The sequence below is a fragment of the Saccharothrix sp. DSM 118769 genome, assembly GCF_052936295.1.
The window spans coordinates 9,619,136-9,633,478 of record NZ_CP193627.1; the positions used below are offsets into that span (position 1 = coordinate 9,619,136).

Annotated in this window: 12 protein-coding genes; 6 read left to right on the forward strand and 6 right to left on the reverse strand. The window is 73.0% G+C overall.

The window, feature by feature from the left end; translation table 11 throughout:
- Window positions 1-19: 19 nt before the first annotated feature.
- Complete coding sequence (locus tag ACRAKJ_RS41480) at window positions 20-556, forward strand: hypothetical protein (protein ID WP_438926308.1); 537 nt, start codon at window positions 20-22, stop codon at window positions 554-556.
- Here ACRAKJ_RS41480 and ACRAKJ_RS41485 read toward each other — a convergent pair.
- From ACRAKJ_RS41485 to ACRAKJ_RS41500, 4 genes are all read right to left on the reverse strand, one after another.
- Window positions 553-1,260: an SDR family oxidoreductase gene (locus ACRAKJ_RS41485; RefSeq protein WP_438926307.1), complete on the reverse strand. Its 708-nt coding sequence runs from the start codon at window positions 1,258-1,260 to the stop codon at window positions 553-555. The genes ACRAKJ_RS41480 and ACRAKJ_RS41485 overlap by 4 nt on opposite strands.
- Before the next feature lie 58 nt (window positions 1,261-1,318).
- Window positions 1,319-3,412, reverse strand: coding sequence for a PhoX family protein (locus ACRAKJ_RS41490; RefSeq protein ID WP_438926306.1), 2,094 nt, complete (start codon window positions 3,410-3,412; stop codon window positions 1,319-1,321).
- A gap of 133 nt (window positions 3,413-3,545) precedes the next feature.
- Window positions 3,546-5,597: a PhoX family protein gene (locus ACRAKJ_RS41495; protein ID WP_438926305.1), complete on the reverse strand. Its 2,052-nt coding sequence runs from the start codon at window positions 5,595-5,597 to the stop codon at window positions 3,546-3,548.
- Between the two features lie 60 nt (window positions 5,598-5,657).
- The gene (locus tag ACRAKJ_RS41500) at window positions 5,658-6,818 is read right to left on the reverse strand and encodes an MFS transporter (protein WP_438926304.1); all 1,161 of its coding nucleotides are present in this window, start codon (window positions 6,816-6,818) and stop codon (window positions 5,658-5,660) included.
- A 65-nt stretch (window positions 6,819-6,883) separates the two neighbouring features.
- On the opposite strand from ACRAKJ_RS41500, the gene ACRAKJ_RS41505 reads away from it, so the two are divergent.
- From ACRAKJ_RS41505 to ACRAKJ_RS41515, 3 genes are all read left to right on the forward strand, one after another.
- The gene (locus tag ACRAKJ_RS41505) at window positions 6,884-7,531 is read left to right on the forward strand and encodes an HAD-IA family hydrolase (RefSeq protein ID WP_438926303.1); all 648 of its coding nucleotides are present in this window, start codon (window positions 6,884-6,886) and stop codon (window positions 7,529-7,531) included.
- Between the two features lie 10 nt (window positions 7,532-7,541).
- Window positions 7,542-8,270, forward strand: coding sequence for an SDR family oxidoreductase (locus ACRAKJ_RS41510; RefSeq protein ID WP_438926302.1), 729 nt, complete (start codon window positions 7,542-7,544; stop codon window positions 8,268-8,270).
- Window positions 8,271-8,376: 106 nt separating this feature from the next.
- Entirely contained in the window at window positions 8,377-8,925 is a 549-nt protein-coding gene (locus tag ACRAKJ_RS41515) for a DUF4232 domain-containing protein (RefSeq protein WP_438926301.1), read from the forward strand.
- A gap of 151 nt (window positions 8,926-9,076) precedes the next feature.
- Here the strand turns inward: ACRAKJ_RS41515 and ACRAKJ_RS41520 are convergent, their stop codons facing one another.
- Both ACRAKJ_RS41520 and ACRAKJ_RS41525 read right to left on the reverse strand, forming a co-directional pair.
- A complete protein-coding gene (locus ACRAKJ_RS41520; protein ID WP_438926525.1) occupies window positions 9,077-10,168 on the reverse strand; it encodes an inositol-3-phosphate synthase in 1,092 nt (363 codons plus the stop codon).
- 29 nt (window positions 10,169-10,197) lie between these two features.
- Window positions 10,198-10,743 carry a helix-turn-helix transcriptional regulator gene (locus ACRAKJ_RS41525; protein WP_438926526.1) on the reverse strand — a complete coding sequence of 182 codons (546 nt, stop codon included), beginning with the start codon at window positions 10,741-10,743 and terminating at the stop codon, window positions 10,198-10,200.
- A 164-nt stretch (window positions 10,744-10,907) separates the two neighbouring features.
- Here ACRAKJ_RS41525 and ACRAKJ_RS41530 point away from each other — a divergent pair, with 164 nt between their 5' ends.
- Window positions 10,908-11,312: a DUF5318 domain-containing protein gene (locus tag ACRAKJ_RS41530; RefSeq protein ID WP_438926527.1), complete on the forward strand. Its 405-nt coding sequence runs from the start codon at window positions 10,908-10,910 to the stop codon at window positions 11,310-11,312.
- A gap of 421 nt (window positions 11,313-11,733) precedes the next feature.
- Window positions 11,734-14,340 (forward strand): transglycosylase domain-containing protein, encoded by a 2,607-nt coding sequence (locus tag ACRAKJ_RS41535; RefSeq protein WP_438926528.1) that lies wholly within the window; start codon window positions 11,734-11,736, stop codon window positions 14,338-14,340.
- Window positions 14,341-14,343 lie beyond the last annotated feature (3 nt).

Genomic DNA, 14,343 nt, shown 5'->3' on the forward strand with positions numbered 1-14,343 from the left:
CCCCTCGGGAGGACGCACGATGATCCGCACGACGCTGACCACCGCACTCGCGCTCGCCTCCCTCGTCGCGGGCGCGGGCCCGGTGGTGGCAGACCCGGTGGTGGCCGACCCGGTGGTGGGGAACCCGGCGGTCGCGGGGACGGGGCGGTCGCCGGGTGACGCGGCGCGGTTCGCCGAGCGCGAGGCGCTGCTGGTCCGGCGGCTGGTGCCGGGGTCGGCGGACGTGGTGGTCGCCGGCTGGACCCGGGGCGCGGGGTACGCGACCGGCGAGGTGCGGTTCACCACCCCGGGCGGCCCGGACGCGCTGTCCGTGCGGGTCGAGGGGCCGGGGTGGTCGACCCCGGCGCGGGTGTGCGCCCTGGCCCGGTGCACGGGCGCGGTCCGCCAGCACGACGGCGGCCTGGTGGTGTTCACCGAGGGCGCGGGCCGGCGCACCACCCACGGCTTCCGCGGCAACGGCGAGGTCGTGTCCGCGTCGGTGGCGGCGACCTCGTCGGTGGCGGACCGCGACCTCGCGTGGTTCGCCACCGACCGGGTGCTGACCTTCGCCGGCTAGGTCCGGGGCCGGGGCCGCACGACGACCTCGGTGACGTGGGCGTCCTCGCCCGCGAGCACCGCGCCGGCGACGGCGCGCGCCACGGACTCCGCCCGCAGGTACAGGTTCGGCTCGTACTCGCCGCTCTCCTGCTCGCGGACCCCGCGCTGCATCGGGGTGTCGACCCGGCCGGGGTGCACGGACGTCACGCGCACGTCCTCCTCCTCGGCCCGCAGCACGTCGGCGTAGGCGCGCAGCGCGAACTTGCTCGCCGCGTAGACGCCCCAGTTCGGGTTGGCGCGCAGGCCCGCGCCGGAGTTGACCAGCACGACGTGGCCGCGCGCGGCGCGCAGCAGGGGCAGCGCCAGCCTGGTCAGCTCGGCGACGGCGACGACGTTGAGGTCCAGCGTGCGGCGCCACACGTCGACGCCCGCGTCGGCCAGCGGGCCGAGTTCGGCGACGCCCGCGCTGTGCACGAGGACGTCCAGCCGGTCGAGGCCGGCCACGGCCCCGGCGAGCGCGGCCGGGTCGGTCAGCTCGACGGGCCACGGCGACGCGCTGCCGGACGCGCCGCCCGGCGCACCGCCCAGCTCGGTGGCCAGCGCGTCGAGCGCGTCGGTGTCCCGGCCGCCCAGCAGCAGGTCGTGGGTCGGCGCGAGGGCGCGGGCGGTGGCCGCGCCGATGCCGCGCGACGCACCCGTGATCAGGGCAACGGGTCGGGTCATGGGAGGACATTAACGGGCAGGGGCCCGCACCACCCGGCACGGACCCCTCCCCCTCGGGTCAGCCGCAGATGCGGCCCTTGTCCTTCTTCCACGCCGCCACGACCGAGGGCCGCGGCTGGGTGGCGCCGCCGTCCGGCCAGTGCGACAGCGGGGTGTCGGCGGACGCGCCGTCGATCTCGCCCGGGTGCTGCACGGACACCAGGACGAAGTCGTCCTCGATGACCGGGCCGCACGTCTCGGCGCCGCGCGGCACGGTGAGGAACTGCTTCACCCGGCCGCGGTACTTCCCCTCGACCGGCAGGGCGAACAGGCCGTCGTTGGAGCCGAGCGCGTTGCCGTCGGTGGAGACCCACAGGTTGCCCCGGCTGTCGAACGCCAGGTTGTCCGGGCACGAGATCGGCGAGACCTGCGACTTGTCGTAGCCGCCGAAGTAGGTGTCGGCGGAGTTCGGGTCGCCGCAGACCAGCAGCAGCTTCCAGGAGAACGTCGTCGCGGTGTTGTCGCCGCGGCGCTCCTCCAGCTCCAGCACGTGGCCGTGGCGGTTGGTCGGGCGCGGGTTGGGCTCGGTCGGCCCCTCCTTGCCCGCCTTGCCGCGGTCGGTGTTGTTGGTGAGCGCGGCGTACACGCGGCGGTTGCGCGGGTTCGGCTCGACGTCCTCGGGGCGGTCCATCTTGGTCGGGCCGACCGCGTCGGCGGCCTGCCGGGTGAAGACGTAGACCTCCTCGGCGGTGAAGCCGGGCACGAACGAGCGGTTGCCCGACGCCAGGGGAATCCACTCGCCGGTGCCGTCGAACTCGCCGTCGGCGGGCAGCGCGCCGGTGCCGGTGATCTCGGCGGCCGGGCTGTCGCCGCTGAACTTCGCGACGTAGAGCGTGCCCTTGTCGAGCAGCTTCTTGTTGTGGTCGCGGGCGTGGCGGCTGTTGCCCGGCTTGTACTTCTCGTCGGAGACGAACTTGTACATGTAGTCGAAGCGCTCGTCGTCGCCCATGTACGCGACCACGCGGCCGTCGCGGGCGATGATCACGTTGGCGCCCTCGTGCTTGAAGCGGCCGAGCGCGGTGTGCTTGACCGGCGTCGAGGTCGGGTCGAGCGGGTCGATCTCGACGATCCACCCGAACCGGTTGACCTCGTTGGGCTCCTGCGCCACGTCGAAGCGCTTGTCGAACTCCTCCCACCGGCGGGTCGACGCGCCGCCGGACAGGCCGTAGCGGCTCAGCCGGGCCTTGGCGACCGGGTCGGTGACGGTGCCCGCGTTGGCGAAGTACTGGTTGAAGTTCTCCTCGCCGGACAGGACCGTGCCCCACGGGGTCACGCCGCCGGCGCAGTTGTTCATGGTGCCCAGGACCTTCGTGCCGGACGGGTCGGCGGAGGTCTTGAGCAGGGCCGAGCCGGCGGCCGGGCCGGTGAGCCTGAACTCCGACGTCATCGTGACGCGCCGGTTGTGGCGGCGGTCGACCTTGGCCGTGAGCTTGCCGCTGCGGCGGTCGCGCTCGACCAGGACGACGGACATGCCGTGCGCGGCCCAGGCGATCTCGACCTGCTCGCGGGTGGTGGTGTCCGCGGTCCAGCCCTTGAACATCGCCGATTCGGTCGTGTACTCGTGGTTGCTCACCATGAGCCAGCGCTCGCCGGGGCCGTCGAGGGGCACCAGGCCGCAGAAGTCGTTGTTGAAGCCGAACTGCTTCGCCTGCGCGGCGGCGGTCTGGCGGTCGAAGTCGAACGCGGGCGCGCCGGGCAGCACCGGGTCGCCCCAGCGGATCACGACGGACTGGTCGTAGCCGTCGGGCACGACCACGCGGTCCTCGGTGTTCGGGGTGACGGCGGTGAAGTTCAGGCCGTCCTGCCGCCGGCCGCCACCGAGGTCGCGGTCGGCGTCGGCGTCCGGGCGGCGGGGGTCCGCGGCGGCGGTGCCGGCGCCGAGCAGCCCGGCGCCCGCGCCCGCGACGGCCAGCACCGCACCGGCCTTCAGCAGACCGCGGCGGCGCACGACCTCGCCCACGACGTCACCGAAGTAGGTGTTGCCGGAGCTGTTGGGCGCCTCGTGGGCGCACGCGTCGCCGCAGCGGAACTTGCAGGTGACCGCCGACCGCCCGAGGGGGTGGTTGGGCAGCAGGGGCAGCAGGCGCCGCCCCCGACCGGTGGATGAGGACACGCGGACCTCCGACATCGCTCAGTGGGAACTGGGCGAACGTAGGAGTGCAATCCCACGCGGAGCGGACTTCGAGGTGAACGCGGGACGAACACCTCGAAGTCCGCACCCAGGGGAACCGCCTGGTCACAGGGGGTCATTCACCGATCCGGCGGCCCTCCCGCCACACCGCGACCACGGACGGGCGGGGTTGCGAGTCGCCGCCGTCGGGCCAGTGCGACACCGGGGCGTCCGCGCTCGCGCCGTCCACCTCGCCCGGGTGCTGCACGCAGACCGTGACGACGCGCTCGCCGATGACCGGCCCGCACGTCTCCGCGCCGCGCGGCACGGTGAGGAACGCCTTGAGGTGGCCGCGTTCCCGCCCGGCGACCGGCACCGCGTACAGGCCGTCGTTGAGGCCGCCGAGCGCGCCGCCGGAGTCGCTGGAGATCCACAGGTTGCCGTGCCGGTCGAACGCCACGTTGTCCGGGCTGGAGATGGGCGACACGCGCGACTTGTCGTAGCCCGCGAAGTAGGTGTCCGGGGACGCCGGGTCGCCGCACACGAGCACCAGGTTCCACGTGAAGGCGAGTGCGAGCGCGTCGCCGCCGCGTTCGGTCAGCTCCAGGACCTGGCCGTGCTTGTTGTCCACCCGCGGGTTGGGCTCGGTGGCGCCCTCCTTGCCCTCCTTGCCGCGGTCGACGTTGTTGCTGAGCGCGCAGTAGACGACGCCGGTGTGCGGGTGGGTCTGGATGTCCTCGGGGCGGTCCATCTTCGTGGCGCCGACCCGGTCCCCGGCGAGGCGGGTGAAGACGTAGACCTCCTCGGCGGTCATGCCGGGCACGAACGAGCGGTCGCCGCTCACCAGGGGCACCCACTCGCCGCGGCCGTCGAACCGGCCGTCGGAGGGGAGCGTCCCGGAACCGTCGACCTCGGCCGGCGGGCTGTCGCCGGTGAAGCGGGCGACGTAGAGCGTGCCGTCGTCGAGGAGGGTCGTGTTGTGCCGGCGGGCCGAGCGGCTGCCGCCCCGGCGCACCTTGTTCCTGGACACGAACTTGTAGATGTACTCGAAGCGCTCGTCGTCGCCGGAGTAGGCGACCACGCGGCCGTCGCGGGCGACGCGGACGTTGGCGCACTCGTGCTTGAAGCGGCCGAGGGCGGTGTGCTTGACCGGCGTCGAGGTCGGGTCGTGCGGGTCGATCTCGACGACGTAGCCGAAGCGGTTGGCCTCGTTCGGCTCCCGCGCGAGGTCGAACCGCTCGTCGAAGCGCTCCCACTTGCGGGTGGTCGGGTTGTCCTTGATGCCGTAGCGGACCTCGCGCGGGTCGCCGGTGGCGGCGAAGTACTGGTTGAAGTTCTCCTCGCCGGACAGGACGGTGCCCCACGGCGTGACGCCGCCCGCGCAGTTGTTGAGCGTGCCGAGCACCCGCGTGCCGGTCGGGTCGGCGCTGGTCTTGAGCAGGTCGGACCCGGCGGCCGGGCCGCGCAGCTCGAACGGCGTGGTGGCGGTGATCCGCCGGTTGTGCGGGGAGAAGCGCGGGGTGAGGCGGCCGTCGCGGTCCTGGTCGACGCGGAGCACGGACAGGCCGTGCGCGGCCCACGCGATCTCGACCTGCTCGCGGGTCGGGTTCGCCTCGTCGTAGCCGCGGAACATGAACGGCTCGCCGGTGTACTCGTGGTTGGTGACCAGCAGGTTCACCCGGCCGGGCGGGTCGAGCGGCAGCAGGGCGGCGAAGTCGCAGTTGTAGCCGAACTGGCGGGCCTGCGCGGCGGCGGTCTGCCGGTCGAAGTCGAACGCCGGGGCGTCCGGGAACAGCGGGTCGCCCCAGCGGACGACGACCGCCTGCCGGTAGCCGTCCGGGACGACGACCGCGTCCAGGGTGTTGGGCGCGACCGGCTCGAAGTCGAGGCCGGGGGCGGGGCGGTCGTGGGCTCCGGCTTCGGCTTCGGCTCCGGCGGCGGGGTCGGGGTCGATGGCGGTTCCGGTGACGGGCGCGGCGCCGGCGGCGGCCGTCGCGTTCGTCGTGGTGAGCGCGGCGCCGAGGACGACGCCCGCCTTGATCGCGGTGCGGCGGCCGACCAGGTCGCCGAAGTACGGGTTGCCCGAGGTGTTGGGCACGTCGTGGAAGCACGCGTCGCCGCAGCGGTACCGGCAGGTCACGGCCGCGCGGCCGGGTGAGTGGCCGGGCAGCAGGGGTAGTGGTCGCACTCGAACGCCTCCTACGGTCAGTCCGGGACCAACTGACCGTAGGCCGGCGTTCACCCGTTGTTAACCCGCCGGCTCCTCGCCGACCAGCACGGCTTCGGCCGGGACGGCGTGCCGCCGCGCGTGGCCGAAGGCGAGCAGGACGGCGGCGAGCACGCAGGCCGCGGCGGCCCAGGCGAACGGCTGCGGCAGGTGGCCGACGAACGTGGCGGCCAGCGCGCCGCCGAGCCAGCGCAGGAAGTTGTAGCCCGCGCTCGCCACCGGGCGCGGCGCCGGGCTGACGCTCATCGCGGTGCTGGTGAACAGGGTGTTGAGCAGCCCGGACACGATGCCGCTGACGACCACCGCGACCACCAGGAGCGGCTTGCTCGGCACGGCCATGAGCAGCATCAGCACGGCGAAGGCGAGGACGGCGGCGACGGTCGTGCGGCGGTCGCCGAAGCGGTCGGCCAGGCGCGGCGCGAGCCAGACGCCGGAGACCGCGACGCACAGGCCCCAGCCGAAGAAGACCAGGCCGATCTCGACCGCGCCCCAGCCGAGGACGAACGGCGACCAGGCCAGCACGGCGAAGAACGCGGCCGTGTAGAGGGCGGAGCCGAGGGCGGTGCGCAGCAGGTCGGGGTGCCGGAGGGCGCGCAGCGGGTCGAGTAGGCGGATCGCGTGGCGGGGCTCGTCGGCGGTCAGGAAGACCGAGCACAGCACGAGCGCGACGGTCATCAGCACGGCGGTGCCGAGGAACGGGCCGCGCCAGGAGAAGCTGCCGAGCAGCGCGCCGAGCAGCGGTCCGACGCTCAGGCCGAGGCCGAGGGCGGCCTCGTAGAGCAGGATCGCGCCCTTCTGGCCGCCGGTGGCCGCGCCGACGATGACGCTGAGCGCGGTGGCGATGAAGAAGGCGTTGCCGAGGCCCCAGACGGCGCGCAGGCCGACGAGCTGGCCGATGCTGCCGGCGAGCGAGCACAGGACGGTCGCCACGACGATCAGGGCGAGGCCGCCGACCAGGGTGCGCTTGGCGCCGAAGCGGGCGGCGGCGACGCCGGTGAACAGCATCGCGACGACCTGGACGCCCAGGTAGGAGGAGAAGAGCAGGGTGACTTGCGGCGGTGTGGCGCGCAGGCCCTCCGCGATCGACAACAGGATGGGGTCGACGAGGCCGATCCCCGTGAACGCGATGACCGCGGCGAACGCCGTGACCCACACCTGACGGGGTTGGTCGAGGAAATTCACTTAGCCAGCCTAACCGATTTTGGTTAGCATGACGAAGTAAGTGCGCTCACACTACGGTCGGTGGCGTGGATGCGGTGGTGTTCGACCTCGACGGCGTGCTCGTGGACTCCGAGACGGTGTGGGACGAGGTGAGGCAGGCGTTCGCCGTGGCGCACGGCGGCACGTGGACGCCGGCGGCGACCCGCGCGATGCAGGGCATGAGCACCCCCGAGTGGGGCGCCTACCTGGTCGAGGAGGTCGGCGTCGAGCTGTCCCCGGCGGACGCGGCGGCCGGCGTGGTCGCCGAGATGGACCGCCGCTACGAGGCCGGCCCGCCGGTCCTGCCGCACGCCGCGGACGTGGTCCGCGCCATGGCCGCGAGGTGGCCGGTGGCCATCGCCAGCTCGTCCCCGCCGAGCCTGATCACGGCGTTCCTGCACGCCACGGGCCTGGCGGAGGTCGTGCCGGTCGCCGTGTCGAGCGAGGAGGCGGGAGCCGGCAAACCCGCGCCCGACGTCTACCTGCTGGCCTGCGCGAAGCTCGGCGCGGACCCCGCCCGCAGCGCCGCCGTGGAGGACTCGACCAACGGCCTGCGCGCCGCCCTGGCCGCCGGGATGACCGTGTACGCCGTGCCGAACCCCCACTTCCCGCCGGACCCGGCGGTGCTGGCGGAGGTCACCGCGCTGGGCGGGATCGAGGACCTGCCCGGCGCGCTCGGGGTGCCGCGGCCCTAGCGTGCACCCCATGGAGCAGCGGGTGGCGGTGGTGACCGGGGCGGCGCAGGGGATCGGGGCGCGGGTCGCGGCGGTGTTGGCGGGGGACGGGTACGAGGTCGTCGGGTTCGACCTGCGGGAGACGCCCGGCGGGGTGGTGGGGGACGTGGCGTCGCCCGCGGACGTGGAGGAGGTGGTCGAGCGGGTCGCCGGGCGGGTGGACGTGCTGGTCAACAACGCCGGCATCTCCGGGATCGCGCCGTTCGAGGACGTGCCGCTGGAGGACTGGCAGCGGATGCTGGCGGTGAACCTGACCGGGCCGTTCCTGCTCACGCAGGCGCTGGGGCGGCTGATGCTGGCGCGCGGCGGCGGGTCGGTGGTCAACGTCGCGTCCGTCGCCGGGCTGCGGGGCGTGGCGGACCGGGCCGCGTACAACACGACCAAGCACGGGCTGATCGGGATGACGCGCACGCTCGCCGTCGAGTGGGGCGGGCGGGGTGTGCGGGTCAACGCCGTGTGCCCCGGCTGGGTGAAGACGGAGATGGACGTCGCCGACCAGGCCGGCGGGCACTACTCGGACGCCGACATCACCGACCACGTGCCGATGGGGCGGTTCGCCTCGCCGGACGACGTCGCGCAGGCGGTGGCGTTCCTCGCGGACCCGCGCCGGAGCGGGTTCGTCAACGGGGTCGCGCTGCCCGTGGACGGCGGGTGGACCGCGGACGGGTCGTGGCAGGCGCTGCGCCTGACCAAGAGGTGACATGATCCGCGTCACACACGTGTTCTCCGGCGAGGGGTGACGCGTCCTACCCGGCAATGCGGGCGGACGGAACGGGGGACGCGTGAACGGGACGTGGACGCGCGGGGTGACGGCGACCCTGGTCGCACTGGTCGCGGCGACGGCGCTGGTGGGCTGCTCGTCGACGTCGAAGTCGAAGTCGTCGAAGGGCGGGTCGACCACCGCCAAGAGCACGAAGAGCGCCAAGACGACGAACCGGAGCAAGCCCGTCGAGCGGTGCGACGACCTGGGCGTGACCGCGGTCCCGGGCTCCCCGGCGGACGGCGGCCGGCAGGCGCTGGTGATCGTGTTCACCAACCGCGACGACGGGGACTGCACGGTGTCGGGCTTCCCCGGCGTGCGGCTCGACGGCGCCGACGGGCTGCGCTGGGACATCGCGCGCGAGGAGGGGGCGGAGACCGCCCCGCTGACGCTGACCCCCGGGGGCAGGGCGGCGGCCACGCTGACCTACGCGCCGCAGCCCGACGGCTGGGAGGTGCGCGGGCTGGTGGTCACGCCGCCGGGCACCACCGCCGCGCAGGAGCTGGCGTGGCCCGCGGGGCGCGTGCTGCTCCAGGACGGTGCCACCCGCCCGGCCACGCACGTCGGCCAGGTCGCGCCGTACAGCGGCCCCTGACGGCGGCCCTCGACGGCGGCCCTCGACGGCGGACCCTGACTGGAGGCCCTGACGGCAGGCCCCGACAGCGGGCCCCGACCGGCGGTTCCCGGCGCGGGAACCGCCGGACCGGTGGCCCCGCGCGGGTGGGCCACCGGTCCGGCGGAAGGCGTCAGCGCTCCACGTCGCCGCGGATGAACGCCTCGACGGCCTCGTGCGCCGCGGAGTCGGAGTACTGCTCCGGCGGGGACTTCATGAAGTAGGACGACGCCGACAGGATCGGGCCGCCGATGCCCCGGTCGAGGGCGATCTTCGCCGCGCGCACCGCGTCGATGATGATGCCCGCGGAGTTCGGGGAGTCCCAGACCTCCAGCTTGTACTCCAGGTTCAGCGGCACGTCGCCGAACGCGCGACCCTCCAGCCGCACGTACGCCCACTTGCGGTCGTCCAGCCAGGACACGTAGTCCGACGGGCCGATGTGGACGTTGCGCTTGCCCATGTCGCGGTCCACCTGCGACGTGACGGCCTGGGTCTTGGAGACCTTCTTGGACTCCAGGCGCTCCAGTTCCTTCATGTTCAGGAAGTCCATGTTGCCGCCCACGTTCAGCTGCATGGTGCGGTCGAGCTGGACGCCCCGGTCCTCGAACAGCCTGGCCAGCACGCGGTGCGTGATCGTGGCGCCGACCTGCGACTTGATGTCGTCGCCGACGATCGGCACGCCCGCGGCGCGGAACTTCTCCGCCCACACCGGGTCGGAGGCGATGAACACCGGCAGGGCGTTGACGAACGCCACGCCCGCGTCGATGGCGGCCTGCGCGTAGAAGCGGTCCGCCTCCTCCGAGCCGACCGGCAGGTACGAGACCAGCACGTCGGCCTCGGCCTCGCGGAGCGCCGCGACGACGTCCACCGGCTGCTCGTCGGACTCCTCGATGGTCTCCCGGTAGAACCGGCCGAGCCCGTCGAGGGTGTGCCCGCGCTGCACGGTGACGCCCAGCGGCGGCACGTCGGCGATCTTGATCGTGTTGTTCTCGCTGGCCCCGATGGCCTCGGACAGGTCCGTGCCGACCTTCTTGGCGTCCACGTCGAACGCGGCGACGAACTCGACGTCGCGGACGTGGTACTCGCCGAACTGGACGTGCATGAGACCCGGCACCTTGGTGTTCGGGTCGGCGTCGCGGTAGTAGTGGACACCCTGCACCAGCGACGCCGCGCAGTTGCCGACCCCGACGATGGCCACTCGAACGGTGCGGCGGTTGTCGCCCATGCCGAGTCCTCCTTCTTGTTCTGCTTGGTTCATTCGTCCCGCTCGCGCTGTTCGGCCTGTTCGGTCGCGATCAGCTCGTTCAACCACCGCACCTCGCGCTCGGAACTCTCCAGCCCGAGCCGGTGCAGTTCCCGCGTGTACCGGTCGATCCGCTCACTCGTGGCCGATAACGAGGTGCGCAGCCCCTCGCGGCGTTCCTCGACCCGCCTGCGGCGGCCTTCGAGGATGCGCATCCTGATCTCGGCGGGGGTGCGGGAGAAGAACGCCAGGTGGACGCCGAACGAGTCGTCGTCCCACGTCTGGGGGCCGGCGTTGGCCAGCAGGTCGGCGAACTTCTCCTTGCCCTCCGCGGTGAGCTTGTAGACCTTGCGCGCCCGGCGCCCCCAGCGGACGGGGTCCGCCTCGGGCACTTCCTCGACGATGAGGCCGCCACGTTGCAGCTTGCGCAGCGTGGGGTACAGCGTCCCGTAGGAGAACGCGCGGAACGCCCCCAGCAGCTCGGTCAGGCGCTTGCGCAGCTCGTAGCCGTGCATGGGTGCTTCGTGCAGCAGCCCGAGGATCGCGAACTCCAGCACTGGCACCTCCCGCCCGATGAGCGCCGATGGGTGTGGTGAGTATATCGGTGCGATACATCCGCGTGCGCCTTCACGGTGTCGTGTGGCACACAGCGCCCCCTGCCTTCGGCGCACTGCCCTGAACGGCCCATCGAAGCGGTCGGGGCGCCACGTACTCTGGTCCCGTGTCGACCCAACGCCAGGTCGTGGACTACGCCCTGCAGCGCCGTGCGCTGCTGGCGGAGGTCTACGCGGGCCGAGTGGGCACGATGGAGGTCTGCGACGCGAGCCCGTACCTGCTGCGAGCTGCGAAGTTCCACGGCCGACCGAGCGACGTGACCTGCCCGGTGTGCCGCAAGGAACCGCTCACCCACGTGTCCTGGGTCTACGGCGACGAGCTCAAGCACGCGGCCGGGTCCGCGCGCACCGCCGAGGAGCTCACGCGCATGGCGAGCCTCTTCGAGGAGTTCACCGTGTACGTCGTCGAGGTTTGCCGCACATGTAGTTGGAACCACCTGGTGCAGTCGTACGTCCTGGGAACGCGTGGCCTGGACTCTCGCAAGCCGCGCAGGAGGACCGCGGCGGAGTGAACCTGCTCCGGCCACGGGCGCAGCTCCACCGAGGGGCTGTGGCGTACGACCACCGAACCGCGTGCGCTCGCACGCCGGTCTGGGAGGCCATTTCGTGAACGACCAGCATGACGACAGGCAACGTGGCGGGGAGCCGCAGTGGCCGACCGGGGAGGACCCGGACGGCGGCGCGCATCCTCCTCGGCGTGACGCCGGGGATCAGCCGGAGCGTCCGAACACCCCACCAGGTGGTTTCGCGCGCGCCGACGGTCCTCGGCACGGCACCCCCCCGGGTGGCTTCGCGCGCCCCGGTGGCGTCCCGCCGGCGGGGGGTGCGCCGGGCGGCAACCCCCCGGTCGGACCGCCGCCCGGCGGCGTCCCCCGCGGCGGGCCGCCCCCTCGTCGTCCCCACGGCCCCGGTGCACCCGGCGGCCCCGGCGGCGTGCCCGGCAACGGCGGCCGACCCGGTGTGCCCGGTCCCGGCGCGCCCGGCCCCGGCGTGCCCAACGGCAGGCCCGGCGGCCCCGGCGCTTCCGGTGTCCCCGGCGCGGCCGGCAGCGTGCCCGGCGGTCCGCCCCAGCGCCCCGCGACGCCCCCCGGCGGCGTGCGGCGACCCGGCGGCCCCGTCCCGCCCGGTGGTCCCGTCCCGCCCGGCGCCCGCCCGCCCGCGGGTGGCCCCGGCGGTCCCCGTCGTCCCGGCGGTCCCGGTCCGGAGCGGCGTCCCGGCGAGGAGCCGACCGACCTGCTGCCGCCCGTGCACCAGCAGAGCACGCCGCGCGAGCCCGAGCTCCTCACGCACCGCGAGGACGAGATCGAGCTCGAACCGTTCTACGACGACGAGTACGACGGGGAGCTGACCGAGGGGGAGGCCCGCGCCGTGCGCCGGAAGAAGGTCTGGCGCCGCGTGCGCCGCACCAGCTACGTCACCCTCGGCCTGATGATGCTCGCCCCGGTCGTCGCCTTCGCGGTGGCCTACCAGGTCGTGCACGTGCCCATCCCGGAGGAGGTCGCCGCCGGTCAGGGCAAGGCGATCTCGATCCGCTACTCCGACGGCTCGGAGATGACCCGGATCGCCTCCGGCGAGGCCAACCGCACCCTCGTCAAGTACGAGGACCTGCCGGACACCGTCAAGCACGCGGTGTTCGCCGCCGAGGACCCCACGTTCGAGACGAACATGGGCTTCGACATGACGGCCATCGCCCGCGCGGTCTACTACCAGGCCACCGGCGGCCAGTCCGGCGGCTCGGGCCTCACCCAGCAGTACGTGAAGAAGGCCACCGGCGAGGACGACGGGACGCTGACCCGCAAGTTCAACGAGATGGTCACCGCGTACAAGATGTCCGAGCAGCAGGACAAGAAGGACATCCTCACCGCGTACCTGAACACCATCTACTTCGGGCGCGGCGCGTACGGCATCAAGACGGCGGCCAAGGCGTACTTCGGCGTCGACGACCTCAAGCAGCTCTCGTACTCGCAGGCCGCGCTGCTCGCGGGCATGATCCAGAGCCCGAGCCGGTCCGAGGAGCCCGCGTACGCCCAGGAGCGCTGGGAGTACGTGATGAACCAGCTGCTCCGGTTCAACTGGATCGACTCGACCTACCGGGAGAGCGAGAAGCTGCCGGAGAAGGTCGACATGTCCGCGCAGAGCGGCCTGAACGGCCCCCGCATGCACATCCGCGAGCAGGTCATCCAGGAGATGGAGCGGATCGGCTGGGGCCTGGAGAAGTCGCAGAAGACCGGCGTCACCGTGCACACCACGATCGACCCCCCGATGCAGCAGGCCGCCGAGGACACCGTCCGCGAGGTCATGGAGGGCGAGCCGGAGGAGCTGAAGGAGTCGCTGACCGCGATCGACCCGCAGAGCGGCGCCGTGCGCGCCTACTACGCGGGCGAGGACGGCGCGGGCCTGGACTACGCGCGCAACACGCTCCAGGAGGCGGGGTCGTCGTTCAAGCCGTTCGACCTCGTGGCCGCTCTCAAGGCGGGCAAGGGCCTCGGCTCGGCGTACGACGGCCGGTCGCCGAAGGTGTTCAAGAACGTGGGCCCCGTGCCCATCACCATCCGCAACGCCTCGGACCCGGGCAACAGGTGCGGCGAGAAGTGCCCGATCCGCGAGGCGATGAGGCTGTCGCTGAACACGGTGTTCTACGAGATGGTGCTGGAGATCGGCACCCAGCCGGTCGCCCAGGCCGCGTGGGACGCGGGCATCCCGAAGACCGTGAACGTGCAGGGCGCGGAGCGGGCCCTGCTGACCAACGAGAACGGCGGCGCGCCGAACGTCGGCATCGCGCTCGGCGGCGGTGAGGCGCAGGTCAGGCCGTTCGACATGGCCTCCGCCTACGCCTCGTTCGCCTCGCGGGGCGTCTACCACGAGCCGTTCTTCATCTCGAAGATCACCGACGACGCGGAGAAGGCCGTCTACCAGCACATCGACGTGACCCGGCCCGCGTTCGACCCGGACCCGGTCAAGAGCCAGGACATCGCGGACAACGTCACCGAGGCGCTCAAGCCGGTCGTGTCGTCCACGCCGGCCCTGGTCTGCGCGGGCGGGCGCGAGTGCGCCGGCAAGACCGGCACGCACGAGCTCCCGGACGACGCCAGCCAGAACTCGAAGGCGTGGATGGTGGGCTACACCCCGTCGCTGTCGACGTCGGTGTGGATCGGGCGCAACGAGGGCAACAAGGCCCTGCTGAACGCCCAGGGCAAGCCGATCTTCGGCAGCGGCCTGCCCGGTGAGATCTGGAAGAAGTTCATGGACCGGGCCCTCAACGGCACGCCGCCGGAGAAGTTCGTCAAGGCGAAGCCGCTGAACCAGTTCGAGAACGAGAAGCCGGTCGTCACGACCACCACGACGACGGCCCCGACCACGACCACCAAGCGGGACGAGGAGCGGCCGACCTCCGACCAGACCACCACGGAGCGGCCGACGACCCCGAGCACGACCCGCACCCAGCAGCCGTGCCGGCCGCCGCTCTGCACGCCGTCGACCACGTCGGAGACGGACCCGAAGCCCGACCCGATCGGCGGCGCCACACCACCGAACGGCTGATCG